The organism is Nocardioides ochotonae (genome assembly GCF_011420305.2).
GTDB lineage: Bacteria > Actinomycetota > Actinomycetes > Propionibacteriales > Nocardioidaceae > Nocardioides > Nocardioides ochotonae.
In genome coordinates, this window is sequence record NZ_CP061769.1 from 1,349,703 (window position 1) to 1,365,894 (window position 16,192).

General features: G+C 72.0%; 20 protein-coding genes. 9 read left to right on the forward strand and 11 right to left on the reverse strand.

Features of this window, described 5'->3' with window-relative positions; all coding sequences use genetic code 11:
* Positions 1 to 143: 143 nt before the first annotated feature.
* From rpsO to HBO46_RS06565, 3 genes are all read left to right on the forward strand, one after another.
* A complete protein-coding gene (gene rpsO, locus HBO46_RS06555; protein WP_166140386.1) occupies positions 144 to 419 on the forward strand; it encodes a 30S ribosomal protein S15 in 276 nt (91 codons plus the stop codon).
* A gap of 300 nt (positions 420 to 719) precedes the next feature.
* Complete coding sequence (locus tag HBO46_RS06560) at positions 720 to 2,957, forward strand: polyribonucleotide nucleotidyltransferase (protein ID WP_166140387.1); 2,238 nt, start codon at positions 720 to 722, stop codon at positions 2,955 to 2,957.
* 7 nt (positions 2,958 to 2,964) lie between these two features.
* Entirely contained in the window at positions 2,965 to 4,398 is a 1,434-nt protein-coding gene (locus HBO46_RS06565; protein WP_166140388.1) for a M16 family metallopeptidase, read from the forward strand.
* A gap of 18 nt (positions 4,399 to 4,416) precedes the next feature.
* Here the strand turns inward: HBO46_RS06565 and HBO46_RS06570 are convergent, their stop codons facing one another.
* The 3 genes from HBO46_RS06570 to HBO46_RS06580 all read right to left on the reverse strand — a co-directional run bounded on the left by HBO46_RS06570 (position 4,417) and on the right by HBO46_RS06580 (position 6,192).
* Complete coding sequence (locus tag HBO46_RS06570) at positions 4,417 to 4,974, reverse strand: hypothetical protein (protein WP_166140389.1); 558 nt, start codon at positions 4,972 to 4,974, stop codon at positions 4,417 to 4,419.
* Positions 4,971 to 5,594, reverse strand: a complete 624-nt coding sequence (locus HBO46_RS06575; protein WP_224769411.1) for a SatD family protein — start codon at positions 5,592 to 5,594, stop codon at positions 4,971 to 4,973. Before HBO46_RS06575 ends, HBO46_RS06570 begins: the two co-directional genes overlap by 4 nt.
* 82 nt (positions 5,595 to 5,676) lie before the next feature.
* Complete coding sequence (locus HBO46_RS06580) at positions 5,677 to 6,192, reverse strand: class I SAM-dependent methyltransferase (RefSeq protein WP_166140390.1); 516 nt, start codon at positions 6,190 to 6,192, stop codon at positions 5,677 to 5,679.
* A 148-nt stretch (positions 6,193 to 6,340) separates the two neighbouring features.
* Here HBO46_RS06580 and dapB point away from each other — a divergent pair, with 148 nt between their 5' ends.
* The gene (gene dapB / locus HBO46_RS06585) at positions 6,341 to 7,087 is read left to right on the forward strand and encodes a 4-hydroxy-tetrahydrodipicolinate reductase (RefSeq protein ID WP_166140503.1); all 747 of its coding nucleotides are present in this window, start codon (positions 6,341 to 6,343) and stop codon (positions 7,085 to 7,087) included.
* Between the two features lie 50 nt (positions 7,088 to 7,137).
* On the opposite strand, the gene HBO46_RS06590 is transcribed toward dapB, so the two are convergent.
* From HBO46_RS06590 to HBO46_RS06605, 4 genes are all read right to left on the reverse strand, one after another.
* Positions 7,138 to 7,440 carry an AzlD domain-containing protein gene (locus HBO46_RS06590; protein WP_224769412.1) on the reverse strand — a complete coding sequence of 101 codons (303 nt, stop codon included), beginning with the start codon at positions 7,438 to 7,440 and terminating at the stop codon, positions 7,138 to 7,140.
* Positions 7,437 to 8,144, reverse strand: a complete 708-nt coding sequence (locus tag HBO46_RS06595; RefSeq protein ID WP_166140391.1) for an AzlC family ABC transporter permease — start codon at positions 8,142 to 8,144, stop codon at positions 7,437 to 7,439. The genes HBO46_RS06590 and HBO46_RS06595 overlap by 4 nt, the downstream gene beginning before the upstream one ends.
* A gap of 77 nt (positions 8,145 to 8,221) precedes the next feature.
* Entirely contained in the window at positions 8,222 to 8,440 is a 219-nt protein-coding gene (locus HBO46_RS06600; protein ID WP_166140392.1) for a hypothetical protein, read from the reverse strand.
* A gap of 156 nt (positions 8,441 to 8,596) precedes the next feature.
* Positions 8,597 to 9,151 (reverse strand): GNAT family N-acetyltransferase, encoded by a 555-nt coding sequence (locus tag HBO46_RS06605; protein WP_166140393.1) that lies wholly within the window; start codon positions 9,149 to 9,151, stop codon positions 8,597 to 8,599.
* Positions 9,152 to 9,191: 40 nt separating this feature from the next.
* Here HBO46_RS06605 and HBO46_RS06610 point away from each other — a divergent pair, with 40 nt between their 5' ends.
* Positions 9,192 to 10,196, forward strand: a complete 1,005-nt coding sequence (locus tag HBO46_RS06610) for an aldo/keto reductase family protein (protein WP_166140394.1) — start codon at positions 9,192 to 9,194, stop codon at positions 10,194 to 10,196.
* 10 nt (positions 10,197 to 10,206) lie between these two features.
* On the opposite strand, the gene HBO46_RS06615 is transcribed toward HBO46_RS06610, so the two are convergent.
* Both HBO46_RS06615 and HBO46_RS06620 read right to left on the reverse strand, forming a co-directional pair.
* Complete coding sequence (locus HBO46_RS06615) at positions 10,207 to 11,124, reverse strand: hypothetical protein (protein ID WP_166140395.1); 918 nt, start codon at positions 11,122 to 11,124, stop codon at positions 10,207 to 10,209.
* A gap of 13 nt (positions 11,125 to 11,137) precedes the next feature.
* Positions 11,138 to 11,725 (reverse strand): DUF3043 domain-containing protein, encoded by a 588-nt coding sequence (locus tag HBO46_RS06620; protein ID WP_166140396.1) that lies wholly within the window; start codon positions 11,723 to 11,725, stop codon positions 11,138 to 11,140.
* A 165-nt stretch (positions 11,726 to 11,890) separates the two neighbouring features.
* Between HBO46_RS06620 and HBO46_RS06625 the strand changes: the two genes are divergently transcribed.
* The 4 genes from HBO46_RS06625 (at position 11,891) to pspAB (ending at position 14,579) form a co-directional block, all read left to right on the forward strand.
* The gene (locus HBO46_RS06625) at positions 11,891 to 12,676 is read left to right on the forward strand and encodes a PspA/IM30 family protein (RefSeq protein ID WP_191480208.1); all 786 of its coding nucleotides are present in this window, start codon (positions 11,891 to 11,893) and stop codon (positions 12,674 to 12,676) included.
* On the forward strand, positions 12,673 to 12,951 hold the full coding sequence (gene pspAA, locus HBO46_RS06630; RefSeq protein ID WP_166140397.1) for a PspA-associated protein PspAA: 279 nt from the start codon (positions 12,673 to 12,675) through the stop codon (positions 12,949 to 12,951). The genes HBO46_RS06625 and pspAA overlap by 4 nt, the downstream gene beginning before the upstream one ends.
* Before the next feature lie 105 nt (positions 12,952 to 13,056).
* Positions 13,057 to 13,983: a zinc metalloprotease HtpX gene (htpX, locus tag HBO46_RS06635; RefSeq protein WP_166140398.1), complete on the forward strand. Its 927-nt coding sequence runs from the start codon at positions 13,057 to 13,059 to the stop codon at positions 13,981 to 13,983.
* Between the two features lie 14 nt (positions 13,984 to 13,997).
* Entirely contained in the window at positions 13,998 to 14,579 is a 582-nt protein-coding gene (gene pspAB, locus HBO46_RS06640) for a PspA-associated protein PspAB (RefSeq protein WP_166140399.1), read from the forward strand.
* 12 nt (positions 14,580 to 14,591) lie between these two features.
* Here pspAB and HBO46_RS06645 read toward each other — a convergent pair whose 3' ends face one another.
* On the reverse strand, positions 14,592 to 14,975 hold the full coding sequence (locus HBO46_RS06645) for a zinc ribbon domain-containing protein YjdM (protein ID WP_166140400.1): 384 nt from the start codon (positions 14,973 to 14,975) through the stop codon (positions 14,592 to 14,594).
* Between the two features lie 5 nt (positions 14,976 to 14,980).
* Positions 14,981 to 16,156 carry a quinolinate synthase NadA gene (nadA, locus tag HBO46_RS06650; RefSeq protein ID WP_166140401.1) on the reverse strand — a complete coding sequence of 392 codons (1,176 nt, stop codon included), beginning with the start codon at positions 16,154 to 16,156 and terminating at the stop codon, positions 14,981 to 14,983.
* Positions 16,157 to 16,192: the final 36 nt, after the last annotated feature.

Sequence of the window (16,192 nt, forward strand, 5' to 3'; positions counted from 1 at the left end):
GTCCGGGGCCTCGCGCACCGGCGACACCAATCCATTGCTGAGTCATCTGCCGTGCAACGGCCGCGGATCCAGAGTGCCCGGGAGAACAGGCCCCGGCGCGCCGCGCAGCGAGAGTGCCCTGGAAGGGGCGGAGGGGAGCCCGCATGTCGATCGGTACCGACGCGGAGACCAAGAAGAAGATCATCGCCGAGTACGCCCTGGCTGAGGGCGACACCGGTTCGCCCGAGGTGCAGATCGCGCTGCTGAGCCACCGGATCGCGCACCTCACGGAGCACCTCAAGGAGCACAAGCACGACCACCACAGCCGTCGTGGTCTGCTGCTTCTCGTCGGCCAGCGCCGTCGCCTGCTGAACTACCTGCAGAAGACCGAGATCGGCCGCTACCGGTCGATCGTCGAGCGCCTCGGACTGCGTCGCTGACGCTTGGTCCTCGCGGGCGGGGCGGCCGCTCCTCGGGAGCGGCCGCCCCGTTCCATTTCTAGGCCCGGCATTCGCTAGGCTCGCAAGCACAACTTCATAGCATCCACATCCAGGAGCGACCGCATCGTTTCGGCCCGGTCCTCGGTAGTGGCCTTCAGAACCTCTCAGGATCTGCGGGCCTCGATCGAAGACCGGCCCCTCGCATCAAGGCGAGGCCTCGGCGGGCGACCTCGATATCGAGATCCCCGCACCCCCCACCGGGACGACGCGGAGCTCCACGCACAGAACAAGGACAACCCCTTGACTGAACCCGTCATCAGCGCCGTCGAGACCGTTCTCGACAACGGCAAGTACGGCACCCGCACCATCAAGTTCGAGACCGGGCTCCTCGCCCGCCAGGCCGCCGGTTCGGTGACCGCCTACCTCGACGACGACACGATGCTGCTCTCGGCGACCACCGCCGGCAAGCACCCGAAGGACCACTTCGACTTCTTCCCCCTGACGATCGACGTCGAGGAGCGGATGTACGCCGCGGGCAAGATCCCCGGCTCGTTCTTCCGCTCCGAGGGTCGTCCGGGCGAGGACGCGATCCTCACCTGCCGCCTGATCGACCGCCCGCTGCGCCCGACCTTCAAGAAGGGTCTGCGCAACGAGGTCCAGGTCGTCATCACGGTCATGGCGCTCAACCCCGACGCGCCGTACGACGTGCTCGCGATCAACGCCGCGTCGCTCTCGACCCAGCTCTCCGGCCTGCCGTTCTCCGGCCCGGTCGGCGGCGTGCGCGTCGCGCTCATCGAGGGCCAGTGGGTCGCGTTCCCGACCCACAGCCAGGTCGAGGACGCGGTCTTCGACATGGTCGTGGCCGGCCGCGTCACCGACACCGGCGACGTCGCGATCATGATGGTCGAGGCGGAGGCCACCGAGACCACCTTCGACAAGGTCCAGAACGGCGCCCAGGCGCCCACCGAGGAGGTCGTGGCCTCGGGCCTCGACGCCGCGAAGCCCTTCATCAAGCAGCTCTGCGAGGCGCAGAGCGAGCTGGCGAACGTGGCCGCGAAGCCGGTCCAGGACTTCCCGATCTTCCTCGACTACGAGGACGACGTCTTCGCTGCCGTCGAGTCCGCCGCGCGCGAGGACCTCGCCGCCGCGATGAAGATCGCCGACAAGGGCGAGCGCGAGGAGCGCACCGACGAGATCAAGGCCTCGCTCATCGAGCGCCTCGCCGGCCAGTTCGAGGGCCGCGAGAAGGAGATCGGCGCGGCGTTCCGCTCGCTGAACAAGCAGCTGGTCCGCGAGAGCATCCTGCGCGACAAGATCCGCATCGACGGCCGCGGCCTCGCCGACATCCGTCCGCTGCACGCCGAGGTCGGCGTGATCCCGCGCGTGCACGGCTCCGCGCTGTTCGAGCGTGGCGAGACCCAGATCCTGGGCGTCACCACCCTCGACATGCTCAAGATGGAGCAGCAGCTCGACACCCTCTCCCCGGAGAAGTCGCGCCGCTACATGCACAAGTACGTCTTCCCGCCGTTCTCGACCGGCGAGACCGGCCGGGTCGGCTCCCCGAAGCGTCGCGAGGTCGGCCACGGCGCCCTGGCGCGCCGCGCGCTCCTGCCGGTGCTCCCGGACCGCGAGGTCTTCCCCTACGCGATCCGTCAGCTCTCCGAGGCGATGGGCTCCAACGGCTCGACCTCGATGGGCTCGGTCTGCGCCTCGACCCTGTCGCTGCTCCAGGCCGGTGTGCCGCTGAAGGCCTCCGTCGCGGGCATCGCGATGGGCCTGGTCTCCGGTGAGATCGACGGCCAGACGCAGTACGTCGCGCTGACCGACATCCTCGGCGCCGAGGACGCGTTCGGCGACATGGACTTCAAGGTCGCCGGCACCCGCGAGTTCGTCACCGCGCTCCAGCTCGACACCAAGCTCGACGGCATCCCCGCCGAGGTCCTGGCCGCCGCGCTGACCCAGGCGCGCGACGCCCGCCACGCGATCCTCGACGTCATGGCCGAGGCCATCGACGAGCCGGAGGAGATGTCCTCCACCGCGCCGCGGATCATCAGCGTCAAGATCCCCGTGGACAAGATCGGCGAGGTCATCGGCCCGAAGGGCAAGGTGATCAACCAGATCCAGGACGACACCGGCGCCTCCATCTCCATCGAGGACGACGGCACCATCTACATCGGTGCCACCAACGGTGACGCGGCCGACGCGGCCCGCGCGGCGATCAACGCGATCGCCAACCCGACGATGCCCGAGGTCGGCGAGCGCTACCTCGGCACCGTCGTGAAGACGACGAACTTCGGTGCGTTCGTCTCGCTCATGCCGGGCCGGGACGGCCTGCTGCACATCAGCAAGCTGCGCCCGCTCGCGGGTGGCAAGCGCGTCGAGGCCGTCGAGGACGTCGTCTCCGTCGGTCAGAAGATCCAGGTCCAGATCGGCGAGATCGACGACCGCGGCAAGCTCTCCCTCATCCCCGTGGTCGAGGAGACCGCCGGTGAGGGCGAGACCGCGGAGCCGGCCGCCGAGGCGACCGAGGAGGCCTGACCTCCACGTGGCTGACGCCAACACGACGACCGGCCCGCAGGCGACTGCGGGCCGGTCGTCCGGTTCCCGGGGCATTTCGCCCACGATCGTGTCCGGCGCCGAGCAGGAGCCGGGCACCACGATCACTGTCCAGACGGTCACCGACGCCTCCGGCCAGGTGACCTCCGAGATCCGCCGTACCGTCCTTCCGGGCGGGCTGCGGGTGATCAGCGAGCGCCTCGCCGGGGTGCGCTCCGCCAGCGTCGGCGTGTGGGTCGGGGTGGGCTCGCGCGACGAGACCGCCACCCTCCACGGCTGCTCGCACTTCCTCGAGCACCTGCTCTTCAAGGGCACCGGCAGCCGCTCCGCGTTCGACATCTCCATCGAGCTCGACGCAGTGGGCGGGGAGTTCAACGCCTTCACCGCCAAGGAGTACACCTGCTTCCACGCCCGGGTCCTTGACGAGGACCTGCCGCTGGCCGTCGACGTGCTCGGCGACATGATCACCGACTCGCTGATCACGCCGGAGGACGTCGAGGCCGAACGCGACGTGATCCTCGACGAGATCGCGATGCACGACGACGACCCCGACGACGTGGTGCACAACCTCTTCGCCGAGCAGGCCTTCGGCGCGGACACGCCGCTGGGCCGCGGGATCGCCGGCACGATGGAGTCGATCGCGGCGCTCAGCCGTGAGCAGATCCACGACTTCTACCGCGCGCACTACCGCGCGGCGACGATGGTCGTGTCGGTGGCCGGCAACGTCGACCACGACGCGCTGGTCGAGCAGGTCCGCGTCGCCTTCGGGCGCAACGACTTCCTCTCCGGCGACGAGCGTCCGGTCCCGCCGCGCGGGGCGACCGGCCCGGTGCCGGTGCACTCCGGCGCGGCCAGCACCACCCGGCCCTTCGAGCAGGTCAACGTCGTGCTCGGCATGGCGGGGATCCGGCGCGACGACGAGCGCCGCTACGCGCTCGGGGTGCTCAACACCGCGCTCGGCGGCGGCACGTCGAGCCGACTGTTCCAGGAGGTGCGCGAGCGCCGCGGTCTGGCGTACTCGGTCTACTCCTTCGGCAGCCACCACGCCGACGCCGGACTGGTCGGGGTGTCGGTCGGCTGCCTGCCGGCCAAGCTCGACGACGTCCTGGCCGTGGTCCGTGACGAGCTGGCCAAGGTGGCGGCCGACGGCATCACCGCCGAGGAGCTCGCCCGCGGCAAGGGCCAGCTGCGCGGCGGCCTGGTCCTCGGTCTCGAGGACTCCGGGTCCCGGATGTCGCGGCTGGGCAAGGGCGAGCTGGTGCACGACGAGCTGCTGAGCATCGACGAGGTGCTCGCCCGCATCGACGCGGTCACCCTCGATGACGTGCGCGAGGTCGCGGCCACCGTGTTCGGCGGCCCGGAGATCCTCGCCGTGGTCGGTCCCGAGGGCGGCGAGGCCACCTCGGACGAGACACCCGCCTGACGAGCCCGTGGGCCGGGGTCAGCGCGCCAGCACGACGACGGCGGCGCAGGCCCCGGCCCACAGCACGCTCGCGAAGGTGCCGATGATGAACCGCTCGGCGGCACCGGTGCGTACGCCGTCCTCCGCCGCCCGCAGCTCGGGGTAGCGCCCGAAGGCCTTGACGGCGAGCACCACCGCGATCCCCTCGGGCCACCCGGCCACGAGCGAGGCGAAGACGGCTGCCCGCTCGAGGACCCCGATCCAGGTCCCACCGCGCAGCACCGACCCGGCCCCCTGGGTCGTGGTCGTGCTCCCGTCGGCGCGGGGGCGGTCCACCAGCGCGAACAGGCGCGCGGTCACGGGCCCACCGCCCAGCACCGCGCTCGCGGCACCGAGGACCACCAGCAGCGCCGTGGCGGCGCGCGCGCCGGTGTCGACGTCGGTGGGGGTCGCCGCGACGCCCCCGGCGGCGGCGAGCAGCAGCAGCGCCGCAGGGGTCCACACGTCGCGCCCGGTGCGGGTCCACGACAGCGCCGCCGCCACGGTGGTGGCGGCGAGCAGTGCGGTGACGAGCTGTCCCCAGTTCTCCGGACTCATGTGCCCATCCCAGCACGGCTCGTCCCAGCATCGGCCACCCTCAGCAGGGGAGTGGCGAGGTGGGTGACGAGCTCGCGGGCGCGCCGTCCCTCGGCGAGGCCGGCGGCCTGGGCACGCTGGCTGACCGCCGACTGGCTGATGCCCAGGCGGCGCCCGATCTCCTCGTGCGTGAGGCCCTGGTCGGCGAGGTCCACGACCTCCCAGCCCCGCGGCGTACGACGCGCGAGGACGGCGGCCCACAGCCACAGCGCCGACTCCAGCTGACGGGCGTCGGCGGTGTCGCCCTGGACGCGCAGGTGCCAGGGGCTGTTCTTGGCGCGCTCGACCGACTCGCGGGCGTGGAGGTACGCCGGGCCGCGCCCGGCGCGCGCGTGGGCGGGCAGCGGCTCCTCGACGGCGCCGGCGCCCAGGCCGATGTGCCAGGCGTCGTCGCGCAGCAGCGGCTCGAGCACGAGGGCGAGGTGCTCGGGGCGGTCCAGCACGCCCTGCACCTCATCCCCGACGGTGCGCTCCAGGGGACGCAGGAGCGGCACCTCGGCCGTGACCTCCAGGGCGCGGGGGACCAGATCGGCTCGCGACCGGCTGGAGCGCTGGTCGACGGTGAGCACGATCACGGTCATCGGCACCTCCGGAAAGCGTCGGTTCAGTGCCGAGCATGCATTAGGAAATTTCCTAATGTCAAGGAGGGATAAGGGAAAACCCTTATCGACGGCCGATGATCCCGACGACCGCCGGGTTCTTCTGCTCGACGACCGAGACTCGGAAGCCGCCTTGGGCGAGCGCCGCCGACGCCTTCGACACGACGGTGGGCATCTGGTCGGGGAACTTCACCTCGAAGAACAAGAAGACCGCGCCACCGGGCAGCACGCGCTCGTGCAGCAGGGCGATCTCGTCGGCGCAGTCACGCACCCAGAACAGGTTGACGTTGAAGGCGTAGACCTTGTTGAGCCGCTTGACCGGCACACGCAGCGTCGCGAGGTCGATCTGGCGCACCGTCAGCCGGCCGGCCTCCACGAAGCGCGCACAGCGGCGCTTCGTGCGGTCCACGCCGGACTCCGACCGGTCGATGGCGAAGAGCTTGCCGGTCGTCAACCGGGAGCAGATCGCCTCCGCTCCAGCACCGGGACCACAGCCGATCTCCAGGACGTGGTCGGCCGGCTGGACGTCCATGAAGTCAACTGCCCAGCGAATCCGCGCAGGGATCGTCTGCACCACCATGGGGTCAAGACTGCCAGACCCTGCGACCGCGTGGTGCCACCCGGTCCCCTACGTGCGCTGCATCTCACGCCGAGCGGTCTCGCCGGGCCCGTCCCGTCGGGGTTCCGCGGCCGCGACGTCCTAGGCTTGCGACGTGGCGGAGACGAGGGTGTTGAAGGTCGGTGTCCTGGGTGCGCGGGGCAAGGTCGGCTCGGAGGTCTGCCGTGCGGTGGACGCCGCTGCCGACCTGGAGCTGGTGGCAGCCGTCGATGCGGGCGACCCGCTGGAGACGCTGGTCTCCGCCGGCGCCGAGGCGGTCGTCGACTTCACCCACCCCGACGTGGTGATGGACAACCTGCGCTTCTGCGTCGAGCACGGCATCCACGCGGTCGTCGGCACCACCGGCTTCGACGACGAGCGGCTGGCGCGCCTCGGCGAGTGGCTCGAGAACTCGCCCGGCACCGGGGTCCTGATCGCCCCCAACTTCTCCATCGGCGCGATCCTGATGATGCGCTTCGCCGCCGCTGCCGCCCCGTTCTACGAGTCGGTCGAGGTCGTCGAGCTGCACCACCCCGACAAGGCCGACGCCCCCAGCGGCACCGCGCGTCGTACGGCGCAGCTCATCGCCGCCGCCCGGCGCGAGGCCGGCTGCGACCCGGTCCCCGACGCCACCTCTACCGCGCTGGACGGCGCGCGCGGCGCCGACGTGGACGGCATCCGCGTCCACGGGCTGCGCATCCGCGGCATGGTCGCCCACCAGGAGGTCGTGCTCGGCGGGGTGGGGGAGACCCTCACGATCCGCCACGACTCCATGGACCGGGCGTCGTTCACGCCAGGCGTGCTGACCGGCCTGCGCACGATCACCGACCGCCCCGGCCTCACCGTCGGGCTCGAGCACTTCCTCGACCTGGACTGAGGTCCAGCGCGTCGAGGCGCGTAGGGGCCAGCGCGGTCAGGCCAGCGCGGTCAGGTCAGCGCGCGGAGCACCGCAGCGACCAGCGCCGAGCCGAACACCACGACCAGGAACGGCGCACGCAGCACCAGCAGCACCGCGGCCGCGGCGAGCGCCGCCAGCCGCGCGTCGAGCACCAGCTCGCTGCCGCTGGCGGCCACCTGGACGGCGATCAGGGCGGCCAGGAGGGCCACCGGGATCAGGTCGGCCACCCGGCGTACCAGCGGGTGCTCCAGCACCCGTGGCGGGACGCTGAGGCCGGCCAGCTTGAGCAGGTAGCACCCCGCGGCGGCGAGGAGCACCGCGAGCCACGTCACGATGCCTCCCCGGGGCGCCCGGGACGGCGCAGCAGCCCGGCGACCACCGCCACGGCGCCCGCGGCCAGCACCGGTACGCCGGCGGGCGTGAGCGGCACCGCGCCGAGGGCGACGGCCGCGGCGAGGACGGCGACGAGCCGGTGGTGCCAGCTGCCCAGGCGCGGCCACAGCAGCGCGAGGAAGGCCGCGCCCACCGCCGCGTCGAGCCCGTAGGTCGCCGGGTCGCCGATCGCGGTGCCGGCGACGGCACCGAGCAGGGTGAACAGGTTCCACAGCACGAAGATCGAGGCGCCGGTGGTCAGGAATCCCAGGCGCGCGGCCGGCACCGAGTCGCGGCCGACGCTCATCGCCGTGGACTCGTCGATCAGCAGGTGGGCGCCCAGCGCGCGCCGCCAGCCCCGCCAGCGCAGCAGCGGACCCACCTTGAGCCCGTAGAGGGTGTTGCGGGTGCCGAGGAGCAGCGCGGCGGCGGTGCCGGCCAGCGGGGCGCCGCCAGCGGCGACGACGCCCACGAGCGCGAACTGCGAGGCACCGGTGAACACCAGCAGCGACAGTGCGCAGGTCTGCCAGACGTCGAGGCCGGCCGCCACGGAGACGGCGCCGAACGACACGCCGTACGCGCCGGTGGCGATGCCGACGCCGAGGCTGTCGCGCACGATCGCCGAGCGCTCCGAGGCGGGCAGCGCAGGGTCGGACGGGGACACGCCGGGACCCTAACCGCCTTGACCTTCACGGGTCGGTCCAGGACCGTGGAACGGACGTCCCGGCACGCGCGGGGCCGCTAGTGGCGGCGGGTGCGGGCGTGGCGCGGACGGCGCGGCTCGTGCGGGTCGTGCAGGAGCCGGTGGGCCACGCCGAGACCGGTCAGGGCGCCGATCGCGGCACCCAGCGAGGTGGGCAACGGTGTCGCCAGGGCGCTCCAGGCGCCGACGGTCGTCAGCGCGAGGATCGCCACGGTCGCCACGACGAGCTGGTGCAGACGGGGCAACGGGCCGAGCATGCGAGGTCCTCTCTCCGGTGCGCGTGCGGGCGCGCGACCTCCATGGTGACGCATGTCACCCCCCGGACAAGGCCTAAACGGGTGAAGTCGCCGAATCGGGCCGGACCACGGGGAGGGAGTCCGCCGGCCGGGGAGGCCCGGTGGGCGGTGCCGGGCTCAGCTCAGGGCGGTGTGCAGACGCACCTGGCGCACCCGGGTGACGCCGTCCCCCTCGAGGTCGAGCTCACGGTGCGCGCCGTCCGGTGCCCAGCCGGCCGAGGTGAGGAAGGCGCGCAGGGTGTCGTCCACCGACACCGCCCAGAGCACCGACCGGGTGAAGCGGTCCGCACGCATGGTGTCGACGGCCGCCTGGAGCAGTCGCGAGCCGTGCCCGGCGCCGCGGCGCTCGGGGTCCACGATCAACTCGGCGAGCTCGGCGTCCGCCACCGGGTCGCAGTCGGGGTCGCTCGCCGGTCCGGTGACCGCGAAGCCCACGACCCGGGCCCGCTCCAGGGCGACGAGCACCCGGTGGCGGGCGTCGCCCGGCTTGGCGAAGGCGGCCTCCCAGGCCTGGGTCGCGGCCGCCTCGGCCTCGGGACCACTGGGGAACGCCTCCGGCGGCACCAGGCCGGCGTAGGCCTGCGGCCAGGTGCGCAGCTGCAGCCGCGCGACGGCCGGGGCGTCCTCGGCCCAGGCGACGCGGACGGAGACGTCGGCGGTGGGGGAGCTCATGTGCGCATCCTTGCAGCCGCCGGCTGGCTATGGTCGGCCCATGGAGTTTCGCAACCTCGGCGCGAGCGGTCTGAAGGTCTCGGCCATCTCGTACGGCAACTGGCTCACCCACGGCTCCCAGGTCGAGGAGGACGCCGCGCTCGCCTGCGTGCGCCGTGCCCTCGACGAGGGCATCACGACGTTCGACACCGCCGACGTCTACGCCAACACCGCGGCCGAGAGCGTGCTCGGCAAGGCGCTCGCCGGCGAGCGGCGCGAGAGCCTGGTGGTCTGCACCAAGGTCTACTGGCCCACCGGGCCGGGCGGGCCGAACGACCACGGGCTGTCGCGCAAGCACATCTCGGAGGCCATCGACGGCTCGCTGCGCCGCCTCGGTACCGACCACGTCGACCTCTACCAGGCGCACCGCTACGACCACGAGACGCCGCTGGAGGAGACGATGCTCGCCTTCGCCGACATCGTGCGTGCGGGCAAGGCGCTCTACATCGGGGTCTCGGAGTGGCGCGCGGAGGAGATCCGGGCCGCCGCCGAGCTGGCGCGCGAGCTGCGGGTGCCGCTGGTCTCGAACCAGCCGCAGTACAGCATGCTGTGGCGCGTCATCGAGGAGGAGGTCGTGCCGGCCAGCGTCGAGGCCGGGATGGGCCAGATCGTGTGGTCCCCGATCGCCCAGGGCGTGCTGACCGGCAAGTACCTCCCCGGCGAGCAGCCGCCGTCCGGGTCGCGCGCCACCGACGACAAGGGCGGCGCGGACATGATCAGCCGCTGGATGCGCGACGACGTGCTCGAGCGGGTGCAGCTGCTGCGCCCGATCGCCGAGGACGCCGGGCTCACGATGGCCCAGCTCGCGGTCGCCTGGGTGCTGCAGAACCCGCACGTCTCCAGCGCGATCATCGGCGCCAGTCGTCCCGAGCAGGTCAGCGACAACGTCTTGGCCGCCGGCGTGCGCCTGGACGCCGACCTGATGCGCTCCATCGACGAGGTGCTGGTCGGCGTGGTCGAGCGGGACCCGGCGCGCACCCAGTCGCCCGCGTCGCGATCCTTCTGACGGCCTTCCGCTAGCCGGTGGAGGTGGCCCGTCCGGCCGGGGTCACGCCCGGGCCGGACGAGGTCGCCACGGTGCGGGCCTGCGCCCGCGCCAGGCGTACGGCGCCGTACGTCGAGACCAGCAGGCCGGCCAGCACCGCCCAGCCCCAGCCGGCACGCACGCCGTCGCCGAGCGTGAGCATCCCGACCGCGGCCGGGATGAAGGTCTGGCCCACGACCATCGGCGCCGAGGCGGCGGCGACCGCGCCGCTGCTCATCGCGCGGGAGTAGACCCAGAACGCCAGCAGGCTCAGCGACGGGACGGCCAGCGCGCACAGCACCGCCGGCCCGTCGAGGGGGAGCCGCACCCCGCGGACGGCGAGCGCGGACCCGGCATATCCCAGCCCGGCCAGCGCGCCCAGCCCGAGCCCGCCCAGGCTCCCCGCGCCGTGGGGCGGCCCGCCGGCGAGCCGGCGCCGCTCCCGCGACACGGTCGTGAAGGCGAGACCGGCGAGCACCACGAGACCGGCCCACAACGCGGCGGCGAGCCACCAGCTGGAGACCGCCTCGCCGGCGCTGCCGGAGCCGGCCGCGAGCAGCACCAGTCCCGCGCTGACCAGGCCGACCGAGCCCCACTGCTGCGCGTCGAGACGCTCGGCGACGCGGCGCGAGGCCAGCGCCGTCACCGGCAGCGACATCGCCACGGTCGCCTGGGCGAGGTAGAGCGGGAGCAGCCAGATCGCCACCGCGTGCAGCACGAAGCCCACGAGGTAGCAGACCAGCACCACCCAGATCCAGGCGTCGCGAACCGCGTGGCGCACGAACTCCACCAGCGTGTCCAGCCGGAAGCCGCTGCGGCGTACGGCGTGGGCCTGCGCGACCGCGGCCAGGCCGAAGACCACGGCACTGCCCAGGCCGGCCGCCAGGCCGAGGACCTGGTCGGTGCTCATCGGGTCGCTGCGGTCAGCGGTAGGTGTCGGGGAGGCGCTGGCCGATCTTGACCTGCGACTTGGGCAGGCGCATGAACTTCATCTGCAGCGCGCGGGTGATCGCGTAGTACGTCGTGCCCTTGTGGGTCTCGTTCGGGAACCGGGCGTCGAGCTCGCGACGCAGCCGCAGGCGCAGGAAGACCATGTCGAGCACGATCAGCACGATCGTGGCCATCAGCACCAGGCTGCTCAGGTTGGCCATGGCGGGGTTGCCGGAGTAGCCGAGGATCATCGAGATGATCAGCAGCGGGATCATCAGCTCGATGAAGGAGAAGCGGCTGTCGACGAAGTCGCGCACGAAGCGGCGCTCCGGGCCCTTGTCACGCGGCATGAAGTAGCGCTCGTCGCCGGTCTTCATGGCCTGGCGGACCTTCTGGCTGGAGCTCGCCCGGGCCTCGCGCTGGGCGCGGGCCTGCTCCTTGCGAGTGCGCGGCGCGGCCTTGGCGCGCGCACGCGCGGCGGCCTCGGCCTCCTTGCGCGACGGCGTCGGACGACCCTTGCCCCCGGGCTTGGTGGCGACGGGCTCCGGGGTGACGGTGACGGTCTTGGTACGACGGAACAACGCGGGCCTTCTCGCTGAGGGTGTCCTGCTGCGGACAAGCGGGTGTGCGGAACGCAGCCACTGTACCGGCGGCCCGGTGGTGAGACCCGCACGGTTGGTCACGGTGCCCTAGAGTGAGACGAGACCTGCAGCACAGAACGTTTCGTCCGAGAGGGACCGCACCACATGAGCATCATGAAGCGCATGAGCCTGATCTTCCGGTCAAAGGCCAACAAGGCCCTCGACCGGGCCGAGGACCCGCGCGAGACCCTCGACTACAGCTACCAGCGCCAGCTGGACCTGCTCGCCAAGGTGCGCCGCGGCGTCGCCGATGTGGCGACCAGCCGCAAGCGCGTGGAGCTCCAGGTCAACCAGCTCGACCAGCAGGCCGCGAAGCTGACCAGCCAGGCCGAGAAGGCGATCCAGATGGGTCGTGAGGACCTCGCCCGCGAGGCCCTCACCCGCAAGTCCGCCCTCGCCGGGCAGATCAGTGACCTCCAGGGCCAGCACGCCAACCTGATGGCCGAGGAGGAGAAGCTCACCCTCGCCCAGCAGCGCCTCCAGGCGAAGGTCGAGGCGTTCCGCACCCGCAAGGAGACCATCAAGGCCACCTACACCGCGGCCGAGGCGCAGACCAAGATCGGCGAGGCGGTCTCCGGCATCAGCGAGGAGATGGGCGACGTCGGCCTGGCGATCCAGCGTGCCGAGGACAAGACCGCGAACATGCAGGCACGGGCCGGTGCGATCGACGAGCTGATCGCCTCGGGTGCCCTCGACGACGCGAGCTCGCTGAGCCGCGGCGACGACATCAGCCGTGAGCTGGAGGCGATGAGCTCGCAGTCCGACGTCGAGGCCGAGCTGGCCCGGCTCAAGGGGCTCAGCGCGCCCAGCGCGCCCGAGGCCATCGAGAGCGGCGACGTGCTCTCCCCCGAGCAGCAGAAGCAGGCCGAGCCGCGCGAGGGCCAGGCATGATCGTCCGGATCCTCGGTGAGGGTCAGTTCGACCTCACCGACGCCGACATCGACCACCTCAACACCCTCGACTCCGCCGTCGAGGCTGCGGTCGAGGCCGGCGACCAGGCGGCGTTCGAGCCCGCGCTCGCCGCGCTGCTGGACGCCGTACGCGCCCACGGTGCGATGCACGACCCGGGCACGCTGGACCCCTCCGACCTGATCCTGCCGCCGTCGGACGCCACCATCGACGAGGTCCGCGCGATGCTCGGTGACGAGGGGCTGCTGCCCGGCTGAGCACACCGGACCGCAACGGCGGTCCACGACCAGCAGCTGCCGAGGGGCGCGTCCAGCGGGCGCGCCCCTCAGCCATTTCTTGGGTCTGACAGGGACAATGTGCGCATGGCACACAGCCGCTTCCTCCCCGACCGTGGGCTCACCGCCCGCATGACCCTGGTGCTCTTCCTCCTGGGTCTCCTCTTCGTCGCCTTCGTGGCCGTGGTGATGGGCGTCTTCGCCCAGGCCGGCAGCCCCGGGATCGGCCTGCTGATCGGCCTCGCCGGTCTCGGCGTGGTCTGGTACCAGTGGTACTCCTCCGACACGGTCGCGATGAAGGCGATGCGTGCGCGTGAGGTCACCCCGCAGCAGGCCCCCGAGCTGCACGGCATGATCGACCGCCTCTGCGCGATGGCCGACATGCCCAAGCCGCGGGTCGGCATCTCTGACAGCTCGATCCCCAACGCGTTCGCCACCGGCCGCTCGCCGCAGCGCTCCGCAGTGGTCGTCACCACGGGCATCCTGAAGACGCTCACCACCGAGGAGCTGGAGGGCGTGCTCGCCCACGAGCTCTCCCACGTCGCCCACCGCGATGTCCTGGTCATGACCGCGGCGTCGTCCGCGGGCATCGTCGCGGGCATGCTCGCCCAGGGCTCGCAGTACGGCGCGATGTTCGGCGGCAACCGCCGCGACAACAACAACGGCCTGCCGATCTGGCTGCTGGTGCTGCTGGTCAGCGTGGTGACCTACGCCGTGAGCTTCGTGCTGATCAAGCTGCTCTCGCGCTACCGCGAGCTCTCCGCCGACCGCTCGGGCGCCTACCTGACGATGAACCCGCAGGCGCTTGCCTCGGCGCTGCAGAAGATCACCGGTGAGATGAACAGCATCCCGCAGAAGGACCTGCGCTCGGCGCAGACGATGAACGCCTTCTTCATCGCCCCGGCGATCCGCGGCGCCTCGCTGAAGACCCTCACCTCCACCCACCCGACCCTCGAGCAGCGCCTCGAGCAGCTCGCCCGGATCCAGGCCGACCTCGGCCGCCAGACGAACTGAGAGAGGCTGCACACGTGGGATTCCTCGACGCCATCCTGGGCCGCACCAAGCCCAAGCAGGCCAACCTCGACTCGCTGTTCCTCGTGCCCGGCGCGGCGATCACGCTCGAGACGACCCTCGGCCTGCGGCCGACCGGCGACGGCTCGGTGTGCTACCGGGCCGCGAGCGGGCTGGCCTTCTCCCAGGTCCAGCAGGAGATCCTCGACCTGGTGCGCAGCACCGGGGAGGCTCCCGACGTGCAGGTCGTCCAGGACGGCTACGGCTTCACCTGGGTCGAGGTGGACCGCGAGCCCGGCGCCGAGGTCGAGGGCCTGTGCACCGCGCTGCACGCGGTCAACACCAGCCTCGAGGGCCAGGGCTTCGGCCCGGGGCTGCTGTGCACCCTGATCGGCTTCGAGGACGGCGACGGACGCCGGGTCGGGCTGGTCTACCTCTACAAGCAGGGCACGTTCTACCCGTTCGCCCCGGCGACCGGCGGGGGCGAGCAGCGCGACAACCTGCTCGAGCTGCAGGTCCGCGACGCGCTGGCCGGCGAGCTGCCGATCGAGCAGGACCTCTCCCGCTGGCTCGCGGTCTGGGGCGCCCCCGGCCTCTGACCCGAGGCGGCGCTAGGAGCGCTTGACCACGCTGGACTTGAGCTGCATCGGGCCGAAGCCGTCGACCTTGCAGTCGATGTCGTGGTCGCCCACGCCCTGCACCAGGCGGATGTTCTTCACGCGGGTGCCGACCTTGATCGGCGTGGAGGAGCCCTTGACCTTGAGGTCCTTGACCACGGTCACGGTGTCGCCGTCGTGGAGCACGTTGCCGACGGCGTCGCGGATCTCGCGCTCACCCTCGCCGGCCCTGGGGTTCGCAGCGTTCGCAGCGTTCGCAGCGTCCGCGGTCTCCTCGGGCGACCACTCGTGGGCGCACTCGGGGCAGACCAGGAGGGCGCCGGACTCGTAGGTGTACACCGAGGCGCACTCGGGGCAGGGGGGAAGCTCGCCCGACATCGTGATCAGGCCTTCGGTGCGGTGCGGCCGGGCAGCGCGAGCATCCGCTCGAGGGCGACCAGGGCCCACCGCTCGGTCTCGGGGTCGACGGTGATCTGGTTGACGACCGTGCCGTCGACCAGCGACTCCAGCGCCCACACGAGGTGCGGGAGGTCGATGCGGTTCATCGTCGAGCAGTAGCAGACCGTCTTGTCCAGGAACGAGATGGACTTGTCGGGGTGCGCCTGGGCCAGCCGCTTGACCAGGTTGAGCTCGGTGCCGATCGCCCACTTCGAGCCGGCCGGGGCGGCCTCGATGGTGCGGATGATGAATTCGGTGGAGCCGACGAGGTCGGCGCGCGTGACGACGTCGTGCTGGCACTCGGGGTGCACGAGGATCTGTACGTCGGGGATGGTGGCGCGCAGCTCGTCGACGACGGCGGGGGAGAAGCGGCCGTGCACCGAGCAGTGGCCCTTCCACAGGATCATCCGGGCGTTGCGCAGCTCCTCGGCGGTGAGGCCGCCGTTCGGCTTGAACGGGTTCCACACCACGCAGTCCTCGAGGGACAGCCCGAGCTCGAGGACGGCCGTGTTGCGCCCGAGGTGCTGGTCGGGGAGGAACAGGATCTTGGCGTCGTCCTTCTGGGCGAAGGCCCAGTCGAGGGCGACCTCGGCGTTGCTGGAGGTGCACACGACGCCGCCGTTGCGCCCGCAGAACGCCTTGATGTCGGCGCTGGAGTTCATGTAGGTGACCGGGACGACCTGGTCGACCACGCCGGCGTCGGCCAGCGCGTCCCAGGCGTCCTCGACCTGGGCCAGGCGGGCCATGTCGGCCATCGAGCAGCCCGCGGCGAGGTCGGGGAGGATCACCTGCTGGGCGGAGGTGGTCAGGATGTCGGCGGACTCGGCCATGAAGTGCACGCCGCAGAAGACGATGTACGCAGCATCCGGACGCGCCGCGGCGTCGCGGGCCAGCTTGAAGGAGTCGCCGGTGACGTCGGCGAAGGCGATGACCTCGTCGCGCTGGTAGTGGTGGCCGAGCACGAAGACCCGGTCACCGAGCGCCTCCTTCGCCGCGCGGGCGCGCGCCACGAGGTCGGGGTCGGACGGCGACGGCAGGTCTCCGGGGCACTCGACCCCGCGCTCGGCAGCCGGGTCGGTGCCCCGGCCGAGGGGGAGCAGCGGGAGGTCGACGGTCGTCATGGGCGCATCCTATTCGGGCCCGGTGAACCCGGGACC

Coding starts and splice junctions, on each gene's coding strand:
- rpsO (WP_166140386.1), top strand. CDS start 144: ATGTCGATCGGTACCGACGCGGAGACCAAGAAGAAGATCATCGCCGAG.
- HBO46_RS06570 (WP_166140389.1), bottom strand. CDS start 4,974: ATGAGTCCGGAGAACTGGGGACAGCTCGTCACCGCACTGCTCGCCGCC.
- HBO46_RS06575 (WP_224769411.1), bottom strand. CDS start 5,594: ATGACCGTGATCGTGCTCACCGTCGACCAGCGCTCCAGCCGGTCGCGA.
- HBO46_RS06580 (WP_166140390.1), bottom strand. CDS start 6,192: ATGGTGGTGCAGACGATCCCTGCGCGGATTCGCTGGGCAGTTGACTTC.
- HBO46_RS06600 (WP_166140392.1), bottom strand. CDS start 8,440: ATGCTCGGCCCGTTGCCCCGTCTGCACCAGCTCGTCGTGGCGACCGTG.
- HBO46_RS06605 (WP_166140393.1), bottom strand. CDS start 9,151: ATGAGCTCCCCCACCGCCGACGTCTCCGTCCGCGTCGCCTGGGCCGAG.
- HBO46_RS06610 (WP_166140394.1), top strand. CDS start 9,192: ATGGAGTTTCGCAACCTCGGCGCGAGCGGTCTGAAGGTCTCGGCCATC.
- HBO46_RS06615 (WP_166140395.1), bottom strand. CDS start 11,124: ATGAGCACCGACCAGGTCCTCGGCCTGGCGGCCGGCCTGGGCAGTGCC.
- HBO46_RS06625 (WP_191480208.1), top strand. CDS start 11,891: ATGAGCATCATGAAGCGCATGAGCCTGATCTTCCGGTCAAAGGCCAAC.
- pspAA (WP_166140397.1), top strand. CDS start 12,673: ATGATCGTCCGGATCCTCGGTGAGGGTCAGTTCGACCTCACCGACGCC.
- htpX (WP_166140398.1), top strand. CDS start 13,057: ATGGCACACAGCCGCTTCCTCCCCGACCGTGGGCTCACCGCCCGCATG.
- HBO46_RS06645 (WP_166140400.1), bottom strand. CDS start 14,975: ATGTCGGGCGAGCTTCCCCCCTGCCCCGAGTGCGCCTCGGTGTACACC.
- nadA (WP_166140401.1), bottom strand. CDS start 16,156: ATGACGACCGTCGACCTCCCGCTGCTCCCCCTCGGCCGGGGCACCGAC.